Origin of the sequence: Micromonospora sp. CPCC 205739 (assembly GCF_036906795.1) — a bacterium.
Lineage (GTDB): Bacteria > Actinomycetota > Actinomycetes > Mycobacteriales > Micromonosporaceae > Micromonospora.
Genome location: NZ_JBAKHS010000008.1, coordinates 132,706 through 149,092, shown reverse-complemented (window position 1 = coordinate 149,092; position 16,387 = coordinate 132,706). Strand labels below are relative to the sequence as shown.

Annotated in this window: 12 protein-coding genes and 2 pseudogenes; 10 read left to right on the top strand and 4 right to left on the bottom strand. The window is 72.8% G+C overall.

The window, feature by feature from the left end; genetic code table 11:
- Positions 1-4: 4 nt before the first annotated feature.
- Together V6U88_RS14620 and V6U88_RS14615 are read left to right on the top strand one after the other, a co-directional pair.
- Positions 5-766: pseudogene (locus V6U88_RS14620) on the top strand (ABC transporter ATP-binding protein); the annotation flags it as partial.
- Between the two features lie 221 nt (positions 767-987).
- A complete protein-coding gene (locus V6U88_RS14615) occupies positions 988-1,932 on the top strand; it encodes an ABC transporter substrate-binding protein (protein ID WP_334453299.1) in 945 nt (314 codons plus the stop codon).
- A gap of 133 nt (positions 1,933-2,065) precedes the next feature.
- Here the strand turns inward: V6U88_RS14615 and V6U88_RS14610 are convergent, their stop codons facing one another.
- Together V6U88_RS14610 and V6U88_RS14605 are read right to left on the bottom strand one after the other, a co-directional pair.
- Positions 2,066-2,704 carry a CatB-related O-acetyltransferase gene (locus V6U88_RS14610; protein WP_334453297.1) on the bottom strand — a complete coding sequence of 213 codons (639 nt, stop codon included), beginning with the start codon at positions 2,702-2,704 and terminating at the stop codon, positions 2,066-2,068.
- 65 nt (positions 2,705-2,769) lie between these two features.
- Complete coding sequence (locus tag V6U88_RS14605) at positions 2,770-3,666, bottom strand: sigma-70 family RNA polymerase sigma factor (protein ID WP_334453295.1); 897 nt, start codon at positions 3,664-3,666, stop codon at positions 2,770-2,772.
- 358 nt (positions 3,667-4,024) lie between these two features.
- Here V6U88_RS14605 and V6U88_RS14600 point away from each other — a divergent pair, with 358 nt between their 5' ends.
- Complete coding sequence (locus tag V6U88_RS14600) at positions 4,025-4,669, top strand: TetR/AcrR family transcriptional regulator (RefSeq protein ID WP_334453293.1); 645 nt, start codon at positions 4,025-4,027, stop codon at positions 4,667-4,669.
- 165 nt (positions 4,670-4,834) lie between these two features.
- On the opposite strand, the gene V6U88_RS14595 is transcribed toward V6U88_RS14600, so the two are convergent.
- Both V6U88_RS14595 and V6U88_RS14590 read right to left on the bottom strand, forming a co-directional pair.
- Complete coding sequence (locus tag V6U88_RS14595; protein WP_334453291.1) at positions 4,835-5,392, bottom strand: GNAT family N-acetyltransferase; 558 nt, start codon at positions 5,390-5,392, stop codon at positions 4,835-4,837.
- Positions 5,389-7,456, bottom strand: a pseudogene (locus V6U88_RS14590) (penicillin acylase family protein). Before V6U88_RS14590 ends, V6U88_RS14595 begins: the two are co-directional and overlap by 4 nt.
- 99 nt (positions 7,457-7,555) lie before the next feature.
- On the opposite strand from V6U88_RS14590, the gene V6U88_RS14585 reads away from it, so the two are divergent.
- The 7 genes from V6U88_RS14585 (at position 7,556) to V6U88_RS14555 (ending at position 16,386) form a co-directional block, all read left to right on the top strand.
- Complete coding sequence (locus V6U88_RS14585; RefSeq protein WP_334453288.1) at positions 7,556-8,266, top strand: siderophore-interacting protein; 711 nt, start codon at positions 7,556-7,558, stop codon at positions 8,264-8,266.
- Entirely contained in the window at positions 8,263-9,525 is a 1,263-nt protein-coding gene (locus V6U88_RS14580; protein WP_334453285.1) for an MFS transporter, read from the top strand. Before V6U88_RS14585 ends, V6U88_RS14580 begins: the two co-directional genes overlap by 4 nt.
- Positions 9,526-9,637: 112 nt before the next feature.
- Positions 9,638-11,185 (top strand): pyridoxal phosphate-dependent decarboxylase family protein, encoded by a 1,548-nt coding sequence (locus V6U88_RS14575; RefSeq protein ID WP_334453283.1) that lies wholly within the window; start codon positions 9,638-9,640, stop codon positions 11,183-11,185.
- A gap of 29 nt (positions 11,186-11,214) precedes the next feature.
- Positions 11,215-12,507 (top strand): lysine N(6)-hydroxylase/L-ornithine N(5)-oxygenase family protein, encoded by a 1,293-nt coding sequence (locus tag V6U88_RS14570; protein ID WP_334453281.1) that lies wholly within the window; start codon positions 11,215-11,217, stop codon positions 12,505-12,507.
- Positions 12,504-13,073 (top strand): GNAT family N-acetyltransferase, encoded by a 570-nt coding sequence (locus V6U88_RS14565; protein ID WP_334453279.1) that lies wholly within the window; start codon positions 12,504-12,506, stop codon positions 13,071-13,073. Before V6U88_RS14570 ends, V6U88_RS14565 begins: the two co-directional genes overlap by 4 nt.
- Positions 13,070-14,854 carry an IucA/IucC family protein gene (locus V6U88_RS14560; protein WP_334453278.1) on the top strand — a complete coding sequence of 595 codons (1,785 nt, stop codon included), beginning with the start codon at positions 13,070-13,072 and terminating at the stop codon, positions 14,852-14,854. Before V6U88_RS14565 ends, V6U88_RS14560 begins: the two co-directional genes overlap by 4 nt.
- A complete protein-coding gene (locus V6U88_RS14555) occupies positions 14,851-16,386 on the top strand; it encodes an MFS transporter (RefSeq protein WP_334453275.1) in 1,536 nt (511 codons plus the stop codon). The genes V6U88_RS14560 and V6U88_RS14555 overlap by 4 nt, the downstream gene beginning before the upstream one ends.
- Position 16,387: the final 1 nt, after the last annotated feature.

Here is a 16,387-nt window from a genome sequence, read left to right as displayed (position 1 = left end):
CGCGATGCTCTCCACCCGCGACCTGGTCGCCGGCTACGACGAACGGACCGTGCTGGACGGGCTCGACCTCGAGCTGCCCGCCGACGCGTTCACCGTCATCGTCGGGCCGAACGCCTGCGGCAAGTCCACCCTGCTGCGCACCATGGCCCGGCTGCTCACGCCCCGACGCGGCGCCGTGCTGCTGGACGGCACCGCCATCCGCGACCTGCCCACCCGGGAGGTGGCCCGCCGGCTGGGCGTGCTGCCGCAGAGCCCGCTGGTGCCGGAGGGCGTCACCGTGGCCGACCTGGTCGGGCGCGGGCGGCAGCCGTACCAGCGGTGGTGGCGGCAGTGGTCGGAGGAGGACGCCGTCGCGGTGGACCGCGCGATGGCGCTCGCCGACGTCGCCGGGCTCGCCGACCGGCCGGTGGACACCCTCTCCGGTGGTCAGCGGCAGCGGGTCTGGATCGCGATGACCCTCGCCCAGGACACCGAGGCGCTGCTGCTGGACGAGCCGACCACCTTCCTCGACCTGGCCCACCAGGTCGAGGTGCTGGACCTGCTGCACCGGCTGCGCGCCGAGCGGGGCCGCACCGTGGTCGCCGTGCTGCACGACCTCAACCAGGCCGCCCGGTACGCCGACCACCTGGTGGCGATGCGGGCCGGGTCCGTGGTCGCCGCCGGGCCGCCCCGGGAGATCCTCACCGCGGAGCTGGTCCGGGACGTCTTCGGGCTGGACTGCGTGGTGGTGCCCTGCCCGGTGACCGGTGCCCCGCTGGTGGTGCCCGGCCTCACCAGCCCGTCGCTGGCCCCGCTGCCCGGCGCCCCGCTCTCCGCTCCCGCCGTCGACGTGCCTGCGGCCGTCGGTTCCATGTCCACCGCCGGCACGCCCTCAGCCGCCGGCCCGGCCGGCTCGAATCCCGTGGGCCCGACCGCTCCGGCGGCCCGCCCTCCAGTCGACGGCGCGGACGACCCGCGCGTCGGCCCGTACCCCTCGAAAGGACTCTGATGCGTCGTCTCGCCGCCACCCTCACCGCGGCCCTCGCCCTCGGCGTGGGCCTCACCGCCTGCGGGGAGAGCGATCCGGTCGCCGGCACCGCCACCGGGGAGACCCGGGAGATCACCCACGCCATGGGCAGCACCAAGGTGCCGGCCGAGCCGAAGCGCGTGGTGGTGCTCGACACCGACAAGATCGACACCGCGATCTCGCTCGGCGTGACGCCGGTCGGCGCCGCCACCGCCGGTGAGGCGAAGAGCTGGCCCACCTACTTCGGCGAGGAGAAGCTCGCCGGCATCAAGGAGGTCGGGGTGCTCACCGAGCCCGACCTGGAGGCCATCACCGCGCTGAAGCCGGACCTGATCCTGGGCAGCAAGTTCCGCCAGGAGAAGTTCTACGACGAGCTGAGCGCCATCGCGCCCACCGTCTTCACCGAGAAGGTCGGCATCACCTGGAAGGAGAACCTGCTCCTCGACGGCAAGGCGCTCGGCAAGGAGCAGCAGGCCCGTGACCTGCTCACCGGGTACGAGAAGCGGGCCAAGGAGTTCGGCGCGAAGCTGGGCGACGCCGCCTCCCGCGAGGTCTCCATCGTGCGCTTCATCCCGGGCAACATCCGGGTGTACGGCCCGGACTCCTTCTCCGGCATCGTCGTCGGCGACACCGGGCTGGGCCGCCCCGAGCGGCAGCGCCTGGAGGGCAAGGAGGACAAGCGCTTCGACCTGGTCAGCGCCGAGCGGATCAACGAGGTCGACGGTGACGTCATCTTCGTGACCGCGTACGGCGAGAAGGCCGCCGCCGAGCAGGCCAAGGTCACCGCCGGCTCGCTCTGGAAGGGTCTGTCCGCCGTCAAGGCCGGCAAGGCGCACGTCGTCTCCGACGAGGTCTGGATGACCGGCATCGGCGTCGGCGCCGCCAACAAGATCCTCGACGACCTCGCCAAGTACCTCACCGCCTGACCCTCCCGACGCCCACTTCCAGAGAAAGAGTGGCTACTCCACGGGGAGTAGCCACTCTTTCTCTATATGAGGAATCGGTGTCGGCGGGCGTGGGGCGTGGGCGGGGCTGACCTGCCATCGATCGACACCTAATTCATGCGACCTCCAGTCCCTGTTCGGCGGCGATGCGGGCGATGTCGGCCGGGGTGCCGGCCATGATGGTGTGCGCGTGTTCGGTGACGAGTTCGGCGGGCCAGTCCCACCAGGCGGCGCGGCGGAGCCGTTCGATGTCGGAGTCGTCGAATCGCTGGCGGATCGGGCGGGCCGGGTTGCCGCCGACGATGGTGTACGGCGGCACATCGGCGGTGACCACCGCACCGGCGGCGATGATGGCGCCGTCGCCGATCCGCACGCCGGGCATGACGGTGGCCCGGTAGCCGAACCACACGTCGTTGCCGACGACGGTGTCGCCACGGCTCGGCATCCCGGTCACGATCTCCAGCGTCTTCTCGGCCCAGTCACCGCCGAACATGGTGAACGGGAAGGTGGACACCCCCATCGTGGGATGGTCGGCGCCGGCCATCAGGAACCGGGTGCCGGTGGCGATCGCGCAGTACTTGCCGATGATCAGCCGCTCCGGCCCGTAGCCGTAGAGCATGTTGCGGTGCTCGAAGTCGGTCGCGCCGTCGGGGTCGTCGTAGTACGTGTACTCACCGACGACGATCTTCGGCGAGGTGACCAGGGGTTTGAGGAAGACCACGCGGTCGAAGGCGGGGAGCGGGTGGACGGTCATGGGGTCAGGTGACAAGAGATGTCCTCGGGCTGAGATGGTCTCGTGCTTCCGGCTTGGGCGGTGCGTCACGCGTGCAGGTCGGCCAGCACGCGGGCGCGAGTGGGATGGCGCAGTTTTCGCATCGCCTGGCTTTCGATCTGGCGGATGCGTTCCCGGGTCAGCCCGTGCTTCTTGCCGATCTGGTCCAGGGTCTGGGGTCGGTCGTCGTCCAGGCCGTATCGCTGGCAGATCACGACCGCTTCCCGCTCGGACAAGGTGGCGAGCACGGTGTTCAGGTAGCGGCGCCGCCACTGGGCCGCGACCGTGGCGGCGGGGCCGGGCGCGTCGTCGGGAATGAGGTCGCGCAGGCCGGTGCCAGCGTCCACGCCGACCGGGATGTCGAGCGAGACCGGATCCCGGTCGTAGCGCAGCAGCAGTTCCACCTTGTCCACGGACAGGTCCAGGCGCGCCGCGATCTCGCCGGGCGTGGGGTCCCGATCGAGCTCCTGGGCCATCGCGCGGCGAGCGCGGTTCACCCGGTTCAGCTCCTCCACCAGGTGGGCGGGTAGCCGGATGGTGCGTCCCTGGTCGGCCAGGGCCCGCCCGATCGCCTGCCTGATCCACCAGGTGGCGTAGGTGGAGAACTTCAACCCACGCCGGTGGTCGAACTTGTCCACCGCGCGCATCATCCCGATATTGCCCTCCTGAATCAGGTCGAGCAGGGGCAGCCGCCCGGCCACGGCGTACCGCTTGGCGATCGAGACGACCAACCGGAGGTTGGCCTCGGCCATGTGCTGCTTGGCGCGCTGTCCCTCCGCCGCGTGCCGCCGCAGCTCGGCGCGCTGGGCGGGGCCGAGCTGGTCGCCGTCGGCGTCGAGTCGCTGCTGGGCGATGACTCCGGCTTCAATGCGTTCCCCCAGGCGAACCTCCTGCTCCGCGGTCAGCAGCGGCGTACGGCCGATCCTCTTGAGATAGTCGGCCACCGCGTCGGTGGTGAGGCCGGCGGTCGTGGCGCGGGTAGTGGCAGGCAAGAGGTGTCCTTCCGGATCGGCGACTGGAGTCGGTCGGTCGGGTCGGTCAGCGGCGGCCGGGGATCCGGCGCGGGCCGCGCTGGCGAACCGGTAGTGCGGTGCGCTGCCGCATCGCGACGACGCGGTGGTCGGTACGCGGGTGTCGCGCCTTCCCGGCACCGCCCCGGTTATCAGCGGTGATGTTGCGGAGTTTGGCTGACATGGTGGCTGCCCTTCTGTGCCTGCCGCTCGCTTGCACGGACCTAAATTTAGATCCGACCCAAAGAGATGTCAAGGATAAATTTTGGCTGGACCCACGTATAGTGACGGCATGACCGCCCAGACCACTGGCCTCCGCGCTCTCAAGAAGCAGCAGACCAGGGAGAAGATCTCCAACCAGGCCACCCGGCTGTTCCTCGAACGCGGCTTCGACAACGTGACGATCGCGGATGTCGCGGCTGCGGCCGAGGTGGCCAAGATGACCGTGACCAACTACTTCCCCCGTAAGGAAGACCTGGCCCTGGACATGCACGACGTCTTTGTCCAGCAGCTCGCCACGACCGTCCGCGAACGCCAACCGGGCGAGTCGGCGCTCGCCGCGCTGCGCCGCGCCTATCTGACCGCGGTGGCCGCGCACGACCCGGTCATCGGGTTCTCCGGCCCCCGGTTCGCCCGCATGATCACCGATAGCCCGGCCCTGGTGGCCCGTCTCCGCGAGTTCCACGACGACCGGGAGAAGGCCCTCGCCGCCGCCCTGACCGAGGCAACCGGCGCCGAGCCCGACGACATCACCCCTCGCGTCGCCGCCACCCAACTGGCCGGCGTCCACCGGCTGCTGTTCGAGGAAACCATGCGCCGCACCCTGGCCGGCCAGGACAACGACGACATCGCCCAGGCCATCACCCGTAATGCGCACGTCGCCTTCGACGCTCTCGAACTCTCACTCGCCGACTACGCCACCCGCCCAGCCCCATAGCCGCTCCGTGTCACGCCGGCAGGACCAGGCCGGCGGTGGTCGGCGGCCAATCGATGTGCTGGGAGCGGGCCATCGTGGGAGTGATCGACACGTCCTGCGGCCACTCCACAGACCGACACGCCGCAAACCGCGCGGGCCGGCGAACCGAGGGCCGGCGGGCGGGGGTCAGGGGGTGGGGTGGTCGGATTCGAAGCGGGAGCGGGTGAGGAAGGCGAGTTGGGCGCGCTTGTCGGGCATCTCGATCTCCTCGTCGAAGGTGAAGCCCTCGCGTTCCAGACGCCGCAGCGCGAGGTGGTTGCGGACGTCCGGTTCGACCACGATCCGCTGCCGGGTGGGGTCGCGGAACAGGAAGCGGGCCAGGGCCGGGCCGACGGCGGTGGTCAGGCCGCGCGGTGTCTCCCGGTCGGGGGCGAGCAGCAGGTGCATCCCGATGTCGCCGGGCTGCACCGGGTACCGCTCGCCGACCGGGTCCGCCTCGGGCAGGTAGGTCTGGAACAGGCCGACCGGAACCCCGTCGAGCATGATCAGGTACGCGTGGTGGGTGGTCAGCCCGTCGATGAAGGCGTACACCTCGCGCACCTCGTCCACGGTGTACGCGCCCATACCCCAGAACCTCGCGCGCGGCTGGGTCACCCAGCCGTGCAGCAGCTCGGCGTGGGCGGCCGGGTCGACCACGACGAGCCGCAGCTGGCCGAAGCCGGGGATGTCCTGCTGGTACGTCACGTGTTCTCGTCTCCTGGTTCTCGGGTCAGGTGTCGCCAGTCGGTGTCCACCGGGTCCAGCTCGCCGGCCGCCCAGCGGGGCAGCTGGTCGGCGAAGTGCGGGTCGTCGGGGCGTCCGGACGCGCCGAAGGGGACGATCCAGCGGCTGCGGGCGCGGTCCGCGAGATCCCACACGTAGCGGGCGACCGGCCCGCGCCAGCAGGCGTCGGAGACGCCGGGAACGCTGGTGGTGGCGAGCACGCAGTCGGTGTCGCCGCCCAGCGAGACCGCGGCCCGCATGGCGGTCACCGCCGCGTCGACGGCGGGGGCCACCCCGAGGTGCACCGGGCGCAGCAGGTGCCGCCGGCCCCAGGCCGTCGGCGGCCCCTCGGCGGCCACGTCGGCCAGGGCCGCGGCCGCCACCGGCGCCACGTCGACGCCGAGGCGGTGCAGCCCGGCGACGACGCCGTCGAGGGCATGGCCGAGGCGCGCCAGCGGGTCCGTCCACGGCGTGAACAACTCGTCGTACGCGCCGGGGGCGCGCAACGGACGCAGGCTCGGGTGCGCGTGCAGCCGGCGGACCAGGGCGGTACGCCAGGCCGCGAAGGCGCCGGCGTCGTGGCTGTCGGCCCGCATCGCGCCGCCCCAGGCGGTGAGCCGGTCCCGCAGCTCCCGCGCGGGCGGGCTGAGCTGGTCGGCGTCGAGCCGGTCGAGCAGCGCGCGCAGCGGAGTGGCGGCGAGCCGGGTGTCCATGTGCACGTCCTGCGGCGCGACGCCGTCGGCCAGCAGGGCCCGGATCCGGTCGGCGCGGTGTGGCGGGGCGAAGTCGACGCCGAGGTCGGCCACGTCGGGGCGGCGGTCGTTGGCGCAGACCGCGACCTCCTCGACCGCGACCGGCTTGGTCTCGGCGTAGCCTCCGCGCCAGCGGTAACGCGGGTCCCAGCCGGGCACCGGTTCCCGCCGGCACCGCTCGTCCCGTTCGGGCACGAGCCCGGCGACCAGCTGGTGCACGGCTCCGCTCCGGTCGGCCACGAGGACGCTGTTGACCGGCTCGACCCAGGAGCGCAGTGCGTCGGCGACGTCGTCGACGGTGCGGGAGCGCAGCAGCGGCAGCAGCGCCTCGAAGCCGAGGTCCGCCTCGACCCGGGCCGGGGTGCGCAGGCTGATCGCCTCGCCGGTGTGCCGGTCGTGGTCGATCACCGGCCCGCGCGGCGTCTCGATCACCTCCACGGTCTCCGGTTCGCCGCCGCGTACGTCGATCCGCTCGACGTGGCGCCGCGCCGGCACCCAGCCGTCGGCGTCGCGGGCCAGCACCCGGTCGCCGTCGCGCCGCAGCTGCTCGCGGTAGAGGTTCTGGTAGTCGGCCATCGCGTTGGTGACCGCCCAGGCCACCTCGCCGGCGTGCCCGAAGTGGGGCAGCCCCGGCACCCCGGGGAAGGCGAAGCCGAGCACGTCGAACTCGGGGCAGGCCAGGCGTACCTGCTGGTAGATGCCGGGCAGTTCGAGCAGCCGATGCGGGTCGCCGGCGATGACGGGCGCCCGGCCGGTCGCGGCGTCGCCCGGCACCGCCCAGGCGTTGCTGCCGGCCCCCCCCGGGCCCCTCGACGGCGAAGAGGTCGGTCGCGTCCGGGCCGAGGGTCGCGGCGACGTGGGCGTGCCAGAGCTTGTTCGGGAAGGTGGAGAAGAGGATGTGCTGGACTGCGAAGACGCCCAGCGGCGACCACGGCTGCCAGCGTCCGGGGGCCACCCCGACCGCCGCGAACTCGGGGGCACCGGCGGCGCCCTCGGCGAGCCCGTCGTTGACGCCGGCCGCGTAGGCGGCGACCCAGCGCCGGGTGGCGGGGGAGAGGCGGTGGAAGCACCGCCGGGCGGTGTCGTCGAGTCGGGCGCGCCGGGCGAACCGGTCCCAGCTCAGCGCGTCGGGGCCGACGTGCGCGGCGAGCCGCCCCTCGGAGCGCCATCGTTCGACCTCGATCTGCCAGGCCCGGTCGAGGGCTGCCACCCGGCCCTGCAGCCGGGCCAGCTCGTCGACCGAATCGGCGCGCAGGTGCGGCACGCCCCGGGCGTCGCGATAGACGCCCGTCATCGCACGGCCGGTCCGGAGCCCCGGTGAGCCGCGTGCTCATCGAATATCAACTTAGGTTAGCCTCCCCTAACTAAGGCGAACCTTACTGGAGGGTCAGACGTGAAGCGCAACTGGGAGGCCCTGGTGCTCAAGGCCATGGGGGGCCGGAACTTCCGGCTCACCGTGCTCGGCGCCGAGTCGGTCGGCGGTCACTACCAGCGGCTGCTGGTGGACGGTGGTGGCCTGCTGGAGGCCTGCGGGGTGCACCCGACCATGTGGATCCGGCTCTGGTTCGACGACGACGGCCGGCCGCACCAGCGCGCGTACACGCTGGTCGACCCGGACCCGGCCACCGGGCGGTTCCACCTGGAGTTCGCCCTGCACGACGGGTGCGCCGCGCGCTGGGCGGCCGCCGCCGAGGTCGGCGACACCATCGAGGCCACGGTGCAGGGCAGCTCGTTCCGCCTGCCCGATCCCGCGCCGGCGCACCTCTACCTGATCGGCGACGCCGCCTCGCTGCCGGCGGTGAACAGCCTGCTCGACACCGCCGCCGACATCCCGGCGACGGTGTGGCTGGAGTACGCCCACGAGGGCGAGCAGGCTCTGACGCCCCGGGCCCGCACCGGACACGAGGTGACCTGGGTCCCCCGCCAGGACGAGGGGCGGCACCTGGTGGAGACGGTCTGCGCGGCGCTGCCCGCCGCCCCGGACGCCCACTACTGGGTCGCCTGCGAGGCGGCCAGCACACGCAGCATCACCCGACACGTACGGCGCACCCTCGGCGCGGGCCGGCACCAGGTGACATCACTCGGGTACTGGAGTGCCCGGTGAACGGTCGCCTCGGCACGCTGACGGCGCTCTACGTCACCCAGTACCTCGGGGTCGGCTTCATCACCGTCGGCCTGACCGCCATCCTGCGCGACGGCGGCACGTCGCTGGACACGTTGGCGCTGCTGCAGTTCGTCGGCCTGGTCTGGCCGCTCAAGTTCCTCTGGGCACCGCTGCTCGACCGGTACGGATCACGCCGCCGGGGCCACTACCGCTCCTGGCTGCTGGTGCTCCAGGGCGGCCTGGTGCTGTCCCTGCTGGCCCTGCTGCCGTTCGACCGCCCCGCCGGGCAGCTCGGCCCGATCGTCGCGATCTGCGCCGCGTACGTCTTCCTCTCCGCCACCCAGGACATCGCCGTCGACGCGGTCGCCGTCCGGCTGCTGTCGGCGCGCGGCCGGGGGGCCGGCAACGGCGTCCAGGTCGCCGCCAGCTACCTCGGCAACCTGCTCGGCGGCGGTGCCTGTGTGGTCGTCTACGACCGGTTCGGCTGGCGGGCGGCGGTCCTGTTGCTGGCCGGGCTGACCGCGCTGGGCCTGCTGGTGGTGTGGCGGTTCCGGGAGCCGGTGCGGACCGACCGGGTGGGCTCCGCCGGTCAGGCGTACCGGGCGCTGCTGTCGGTGTTCGCCCAGCCGGGCTGTCGGTGGTGGACCTTCGGCGTGGTGCCGTTGGTCTACACCGGCGCCGGTGCGCCGTACGCGCTGGTCACGCCGGCGTTGGTGGACGCGGGCTGGTCGCTGGGGCGGATCGGGGTGGTGACCGGCGTGGTCACCAGCGCCCCGGCCGTCGTGGCCGGGCTGCTCGCCGGCGCAGGCGTGGGCCGGTTCGGCCGCGGCGCGGTCCTGGTGGTCGCGGGGGTGTCCCTCGTGGTCTCCACGGTGCTGCTGCTGCCGCTGCTGACCGGGCGGGCGCCGGTGGGCGCGACGGTCGCGGCGCTGTGCTGCTTCATGGCCGCGTACACGGTGGCCAACGTGGTGCTCTACACGGTCAACATGGACTACTCCCGGCCCGGCACCGGCGGCACCGACTTCACCGTCCTGTCGTCCTTCGGGCTGGTCTGCTCGTTCGTGGCGGCCTCGGTCGGGCTGGCCGCCGCCGATCGGGCGGGGTGCCCCGTGGTCGCGGCGGCCTGCGTGGTCCTGGTGCTGCTCGGCGTCGTGGTGGGCGTCGCCCACCAGCGGCGGTTCGCCCCCGCGGCCGACGCCTCCGGCGAGGAGCCGCAGCGGACGCCCGAACCCCGACGCGCCGAGCCGGTACGGCGTTGACCGTAACTTAGGTTAGGGTAACCTAACTTCACTCGATCAACTCGGGACCGCTGGTGGACGCCGCGCCGTCACCCGTCCTCCCGCCGTGCCCACTCGACCATTGAGGACTGCCATGCGTCTGCCCGGAGCAACCGTTCAGGCCCTCCCGACCGAAGCGGTTCCCGGTCCGGCGACCGCCGGCCGGGCCCACCTGTTCACCGCCGGCTCCGTCGCCCACTACCGCCGGGTGCTGGCCGACGGGATCGACCGGGTGGCCGAGCGGGTGGCCGCCGCCGACCGCCCCTTCACCGGCGTGACCCCGCAGGACCTCGCCCCCCGGATCGCCGGCATCGACCTGGATCGGCCGCTCGGCGACACCGGGGCGGCGCTCGACGAACTCCAGGACGTCTACCTGCGCGACGCCGTGTACTTCCACCACCCGCGCTACCTGGCGCACCTGAACTGCCCGGTGGTGATCCCCGCGCTGCTCGGCGAGGCGGTGCTCAGCGCGGTGAACTCCTCCATGGACACCTGGGACCAGAGCGCCGGCGGCACCCTCATCGAGCGCCGGCTGATCGACTGGACGGTCGACCGCGTCGGGCTGGGGCCGGCCGCCGACGGCGTGTTCACCAGCGGCGGGACGCAGTCCAACCTCCAGGCGATGCTGCTCGCCCGGGAGGAGGCCGTCGCCGCGGACGGCGGCGCGGGCGCCCGCCCCGAGTCGCTGTCCCGGCTGCGCGTGCTCACCTCGGCGGCCGGCCACTTCAGCGTGCAGAAGGCGGCGAAGCTGCTCGGCCTCGCCGCCGACGCGGTGGTCGCGGTGGGCACCGACGCCGACCGCCGGATGCGTACCGACGAGCTGGCCCGGGAACTCGACCGCTGCCGCCGCGAGGGGCTGCGGGTGATGGCCGTGGTGGCGACCGCCGGCACCACCGACTTCGGCACCATCGACCCGCTGCCGCAGATCGCCGACCTCTGCGCGGCGGCCGGCGTGTGGCTGCACGTCGACGCCGCGTACGGCTGCGGGCTGCTGGTCTCGCCGACCCGGCGGCACCTGCTCGACGGCATCGAGCGGGCCGACTCGGTGACCGTGGACTACCACAAGTCGTTCTTCCAGCCGGTCAGCTCCAGCGCGCTGCTGGTGCGCGACCGCCGGGTGCTGCGGCACGCCACCTGGCACGCCGACTACCTCAACCCGGCCCGCGCCGTCGAGCAGCGCATCCCCAACCAGGTGGACAAGAGCATCCAGACCACCCGCCGCTTCGACGCCCTGAAGCTCTGGCTGACCCTGCGCATCATGGGTCCGGACGCGGTCGGGGCGCTCTTCGACGAGGTGATCGACCGGGCCGACGCCGCCTGGCGGCTGCTCACCGAGGACCCCCGGTTCGAGGTGGTGACCCGGTCCCAGCTCAGCACCGTGGTCTTCCGCTACCTGCCGACCGGTCCCGGCCGGCCCCTCGTCGACGAGGCCAACCTGTACGCCCGCGAGGCGCTCGCCGCGTCCGGCGCCGCCCTGGTCGCGGGGACCACGGTGGACGGCGCGCACCACCTGAAGTTCACCCTGCTCCACCCGGAGACCACCGTGGACGACATCGCCCACGTCCTCGACCTCATCGCCGAACACGCCGGCTGGTACGTGCGTACCCGCACGGCCGGTGAGCTGTCCTGCCCGATCCGCTGACCGGCCCGTTGCGCGCCTTGGAGAAATGCATGTCGACCCATGACTTCATCGCCGTCGGGCTGGGCCCGTACAACCTGGGCCTGGCCTGCCTGACCGCGCCGATCGGCGACCTCGACGGCCTCTTCCTGGAGGCCCGCGACGACTTCGCCTGGCATCCCGGCATGCTGCTGAACTCCGCCCGGCTGCAGACGCCGTTCCTCGCCGACCTGGTCACCCTGGCCGACCCCACCTCGCCGTACTCGTTCCTGAGCTACCTCAAGGAGTCCGGGCGGCTGTACCCGTTCTACATCAGGGAGAGCTTCTTCCCGCTGCGCAGCGAGTACAACGACTACTGCCGGTGGGCCGCGGCGAAGCTGTCCTCCGTCCGCTTCGGCCACGAGGTCACCTCGATCGAGTACGACCCGGCCGACGAGCGGTACGTCGTGCACGCCACGGTGGCCGGTGAGCGGGTCACCCACCGGGCCCGGCACCTGGTGCTCGGCACCGGCACCCCGCCGCACGTCCCCGACGCCTGCCGGGACCTCGGCGGCGACGTCATCCACAACTCGCGGTACCTGGAGCACCGGGCGGCGCTGCGGGCCAAGCGCAGCGTCACCGTCGTCGGCAGCGGGCAGAGCGCCGCGGAGATCTACCACGACCTGCTCGCCGACATCGGCACCCACGGCTACCAGCTCAACTGGGTCACCCGGTCGCCGCGGTTCTTCCCGCTGGAGTACACCAAGCTCACCCTGGAGATGACCTCGCCGGACTACGTGGACTACTTCCACGCCCTGCCGGAGGCGACCCGCTACCGGCTGGAGGCGGAGCAGAAGGGCCTGTTCAAGGGGATCAACGCCGACCTGGTCAACGACATCTTCGATTTGCTCTACGCCCGCAGCGTGGCCGGCCCGGTGCCCACCCGGCTGATGACCAACACCGCGCTGACCGCCGCCACCCACGACCCGGCGAGCGGGACGTACACGCTCGGCCTGCGCAACGTCGAGCAGGGCCGCGACTTCACGCTCACCACCGAGGGGCTGGTGCTGGCCACCGGCTACCACTACCGGGTGCCCGCCTTCCTGGAGCCGATCCGCGACCGGCTGCGCTGGGACTCGCAGGGCCGCTTCGACGTCGCCCGCAACTACGCGGTCGACCACACGGGACACGGCGTCTTCCTCCAGAACGCCGGCACCCACGCGCACAGCATCACCTCGCCCGACCTGGGCATGGGCGCGTACCGGAACTCCTGGATCATCCGCGAGCTGACCGGGCGCGAGCACTACCCGATCGAGGAGCGCATCGCCTTCCAGGAGTTCGGCGTGCCGGTGGGGGCGACCGCATGACGGTGTACCGCCGGGTCGACGACCGGCTCGGCGAGTTCGCCCTGCGTACCCTCGACCCGGACGGCGACGCGGCGCTGTTGCACGGCTGGGTCACCCACCCCAGGGCCGCGTTCTGGATGATGCAGGACGCCGACGTGGCCCGGGTGGCGCAGGAGTACCGGCGGATCGCCGCGCACCCGCACCACGACGCGTACCTCGGGTCGTGGCGCGGCCGGTCCGCCTTCCTCGCCGAGCGGTACGACCCGGCCCACGTCGAACTCGTCGGCCTGTACGACGCCGTCGACGGCGACGTCGGCATGCACTTCCTCTGCGCGCCCCCGGACACCCCCGTGCACGGCTTCACCCGGGCCGTGATCACCACGGTCATGGCCTGGCTCTTCGCCGACCCGGCCACCCGCCGGGTCGTCGTCGAGCCGGACGTGCGCAACCACGCCGTGCACGCGCTCAACGCGGCCGTGGGCTTCACCGTCGTCGGCCCGATCCGCAAGCCCGAGAAGGACGCCCTGCTCAGCGTCTGCACCCGTGACCAGTTTCTGGCCGCCACCCGAGGAGAGCTGCCCGCGTGAACCCGACCGCATCCGTGGACCACCTGACCCCGCCGCGCTGGGCCGAGGCCAACCGGCTGCTGGTCCGCAAGGCCCTCGCGGAGTTCGCCCACGAACGGCTGATCACCCCCGAACCGCTGGGCGGCGACCGCTACCGGGTGCGTAGCGACGACGGCGCGACGGAGTACCGGTTCACCGCCCGGCTGCTCGCCCTGCGGCACTGGCAGGTCGACGCCGCGAGCATCACCCGGCACCGCGACGGGCGGGAGCTGCCGCTGGACGCCGTCGAGCTCTGCCTCGACCTGCGCGAGGCGCTCGGCCTCACCGATGCGGTCCTGCCGGTCTACCTGGAGGAGATCACCTCCACCCTGGCCGGTACCGCGCACAAGCTGGGCAAGCCGGCGGTGGCGGCCGCCGAACTGGCCCGGGCGGACTTCCAGGACGTCGAGACCCAGATGACCGAGGGCCACCCCTGCTTCGTGGCCAACAACGGCCGGATCGGCTTCGGGGTGCACGACTACCACCGGTACGCCCCGGAGGCCGCCCGGCCGGTCCGGCTGCTCTGGCTGGCCGCGCACCGCGACCACACCACCTTCAGCTGCGCCGCCGACCTCGACTACGGCACCCTGGTCCGCGCCGAACTCGGCGACGACACCCTCGCCGGCTTCGCCGACACCCTCACCGGGCTGGGACTCGACCCGGCCGACTACCTGCTGATCCCGGTGCACCCCTGGCAGTGGTGGAACAAGCTCGCCGTCACCTTCGCCGGCGAGGTCGCCCGGCGGCAGCTGGTCTGCCTCGGCGAGGGCCCCGACGAGTACCTCGCCCAGCAGTCGATCCGGACCTTCTTCAACGTCACCCACCCCGAGCGGCACTACGTCAAGACCGCCCTGTCGGTGCTCAACATGGGCTTCATGCGGGGCCTGTCCGCCGCGTACATGGAGCACACCCCGGCGATCAACGACTGGCTCGCCGGCCTCGTCGACACCGATCCCGTGTTCCGGCGCAGCCGGCTCACGATCATCCGGGAGCGGGCCGCGATCGGTTACCGCCACCGGCAGTACGAGGCGGCGACCGACCGGTACTCCCCGTACCGGAAGATGCTGGCCGCGCTCTGGCGGGAGAGCCCGGTGGCCGGGCTGGAGCCGGGCCGGCGGCTGGCCACGATGGCGTCCCTGCTGCACGTCGACCGGGCCGGCCGCTCGGTCGCCGGCGCGCTGGTCGCGGAGTCCGGGCTGGCACCGGCGGTCTGGTTGCGCCGCTACCTCGACGCCTACCTGGTCCCGCTGCTGCACAGCCTCTACGCCCACGACCTGGTCTTCATGCCGCACGGCGAGAACGTGGTCCTCGTGCTGCACGACGGGGCGGTCGAGCGGGTGATCTTCAAGGACATCGCCGAGGAGATCGCGGTGCTGGACCCCGAGGCCGACCTGCCGCCGGCGGTGCGGCGCATCCGGGTCGCCGTACCCGACGACGAGAAGATCCTGTCGATCTTCACCGATGTGTTCGACAGCTTCCTGCGCCACCTCAGCGCCATCCTGGTCACCGAGGGCGTGCTGGACGAGGAGGGGTTCTGGCGCACCGTGGCCGAGTGCGCCGCCGACTACCAGGAGAGCGTCCCGCACCTGGCCGACCGGCTGCGCCGGCACGACCTCTTCGCCGCCGAGTTCCCGCTCTCCTGCCTGAACCGGCTGCAACTGCGCAACAACCGGCAGATGGTCGACCTCGCCGACCCGTCGGCCGCGTTGCAGTTCGTCGGCACCCTGGCCAACCCGCTCGCCCGCTTCGCCCCGCCGCGATGAGCGCTCCCGGCGCGGTGCACGATGGCACGCGGTCGGTGGTGGCTCGACCGGCCGGTCCGGTCCGCCACCGTTGGCTGATCCTGGCCGTGCTCTGCCTGGCCCAGGTCACCGTGGTCCTCGACAACACCGTGCTGACCGTGGCGATCCCGGTGCTCACCGGCGAACTGGACGCCAGCACCGCCGACGTCCAGTGGATGATCAACGCGTACGCGCTGGTGCAGTGCGGCCTGCTGCTCACCGCGGGCAGCGCCACCGACCGGTACGGGCGGCGCCGGATGCTGCTCGCCGGGCTCGTTCTGTTCGGCGCCGGCTCGCTGGCCGCCGGGCTTGCGGAGACCAGCGGTCAGCTCATCGTCGCGCGGGGTGGCATGGGAATCGGCGGGGCCCTGCTGGTCACCGCGACCCTCGCGGTCGCCATGCAGATCTTCGACCCGGCGGAGCGGACCCGGGCGATCGGGCTCTGGGCAGCCACCAGCGCGCTCGGCTTCGCGGCCGGGCCGCCGATCGGCGGCGCGATCCTCGCCCACCTGCCGTGGAACGCGATCTTCCTGGTCAACGTGCCGATCGTGCTGGTCTGCCTGTTGGCCGCCGCGGCGCTGGTGCCGGAGTCCCGCGACCCGGTCGGTGGCCGCCTCGACGTGCTCGGCGTGCTGCTCTCCACGGCCGGGCTGACCGGGGTGGTCTGGGCGATCATCTCCGGCCCGGACCGTGGGTGGGCGGCCCCGGCGGTGCTCGGCGCGGCCGGGGCCGGCGCGCTCCTGCTGGTGCTCTTCGTGGCCTGGGAGCGGCGGGTGGCGGCCCCGATGCTGGACATGACCCTGTTCTCCGAACGCCGGTTCGTCGGCGCGGTCTCCGGGGTCGTCCTGATCACCTTCGGGGCCACCGGCGCGCTCTTCCTGCTGACCCAGCACCTCCAGTTCGTGCGCGGCTATTCGGCGTGGGAGGCGGGGCTGCGGATGGTGCCCTTCGCGCTCTCCATCGTCGTGCTCAACGTCGCCGGCGTCGCCGCCCGGCTGATCCGCCGGCTCGGGTCGCCGACGGCGATCGCCCTGGGGATGGCGCTGCTGGCCGGCGGTCTGACGGTCGTCACCCACGCTCCGGGGGACGGCTACCCGGTGCTGCTCGGTGGGCTGCTGCTGATGGGCGCCGGCTGCGCGCTGGCCAACCCCGCCATCGTCGAGGCGGTGATGAGCGCGGTGCCGGCGCGCAAGGCCGGCGTCGGCGCGGGGGTGGACGGCACCATGACCGAGGTCGGCGGCAGCCTCGGTATCGCCGTGCTCGGCGCCGTGCTCAACGCCCGGTTCGCCGCGCTGCTGCCGACCGCCCTGGCCGGGGCGGGATCCTTTCCCGCCGCGGTGGCCGCCGCGCGGTCGGAGACCGAACGGCAGGCGGTCTCCGACGCGTTCCGCACCGCGCTGGAGACCGGGCAGACGGTGGGCGCGGTCGCCGTCCTCGTCGGCGGCCTGGTCACCGCCGGGCTGCTGCGCCGAGCCGACCGCACCGGCTCATCCCGGCCTGTCACCGCCGAGTGAT

Excerpts from the sequence above, each read along its gene's own strand:
- V6U88_RS14615 (WP_334453299.1), top strand. The coding sequence starts at position 988 with ATGCGTCGTCTCGCCGCCACCCTCACCGCGGCCCTCGCCCTCGGCGTG.
- V6U88_RS14610 (WP_334453297.1), bottom strand. The coding sequence starts at position 2,704 with ATGACCGTCCACCCGCTCCCCGCCTTCGACCGCGTGGTCTTCCTCAAA.
- V6U88_RS14600 (WP_334453293.1), top strand. The coding sequence starts at position 4,025 with ATGACCGCCCAGACCACTGGCCTCCGCGCTCTCAAGAAGCAGCAGACC.
- V6U88_RS14575 (WP_334453283.1), top strand. The coding sequence starts at position 9,638 with ATGCGTCTGCCCGGAGCAACCGTTCAGGCCCTCCCGACCGAAGCGGTT.
- V6U88_RS14570 (WP_334453281.1), top strand. The coding sequence starts at position 11,215 with ATGTCGACCCATGACTTCATCGCCGTCGGGCTGGGCCCGTACAACCTG.
- V6U88_RS14565 (WP_334453279.1), top strand. The coding sequence starts at position 12,504 with ATGACGGTGTACCGCCGGGTCGACGACCGGCTCGGCGAGTTCGCCCTG.
- V6U88_RS14555 (WP_334453275.1), top strand. The coding sequence starts at position 14,851 with ATGAGCGCTCCCGGCGCGGTGCACGATGGCACGCGGTCGGTGGTGGCT.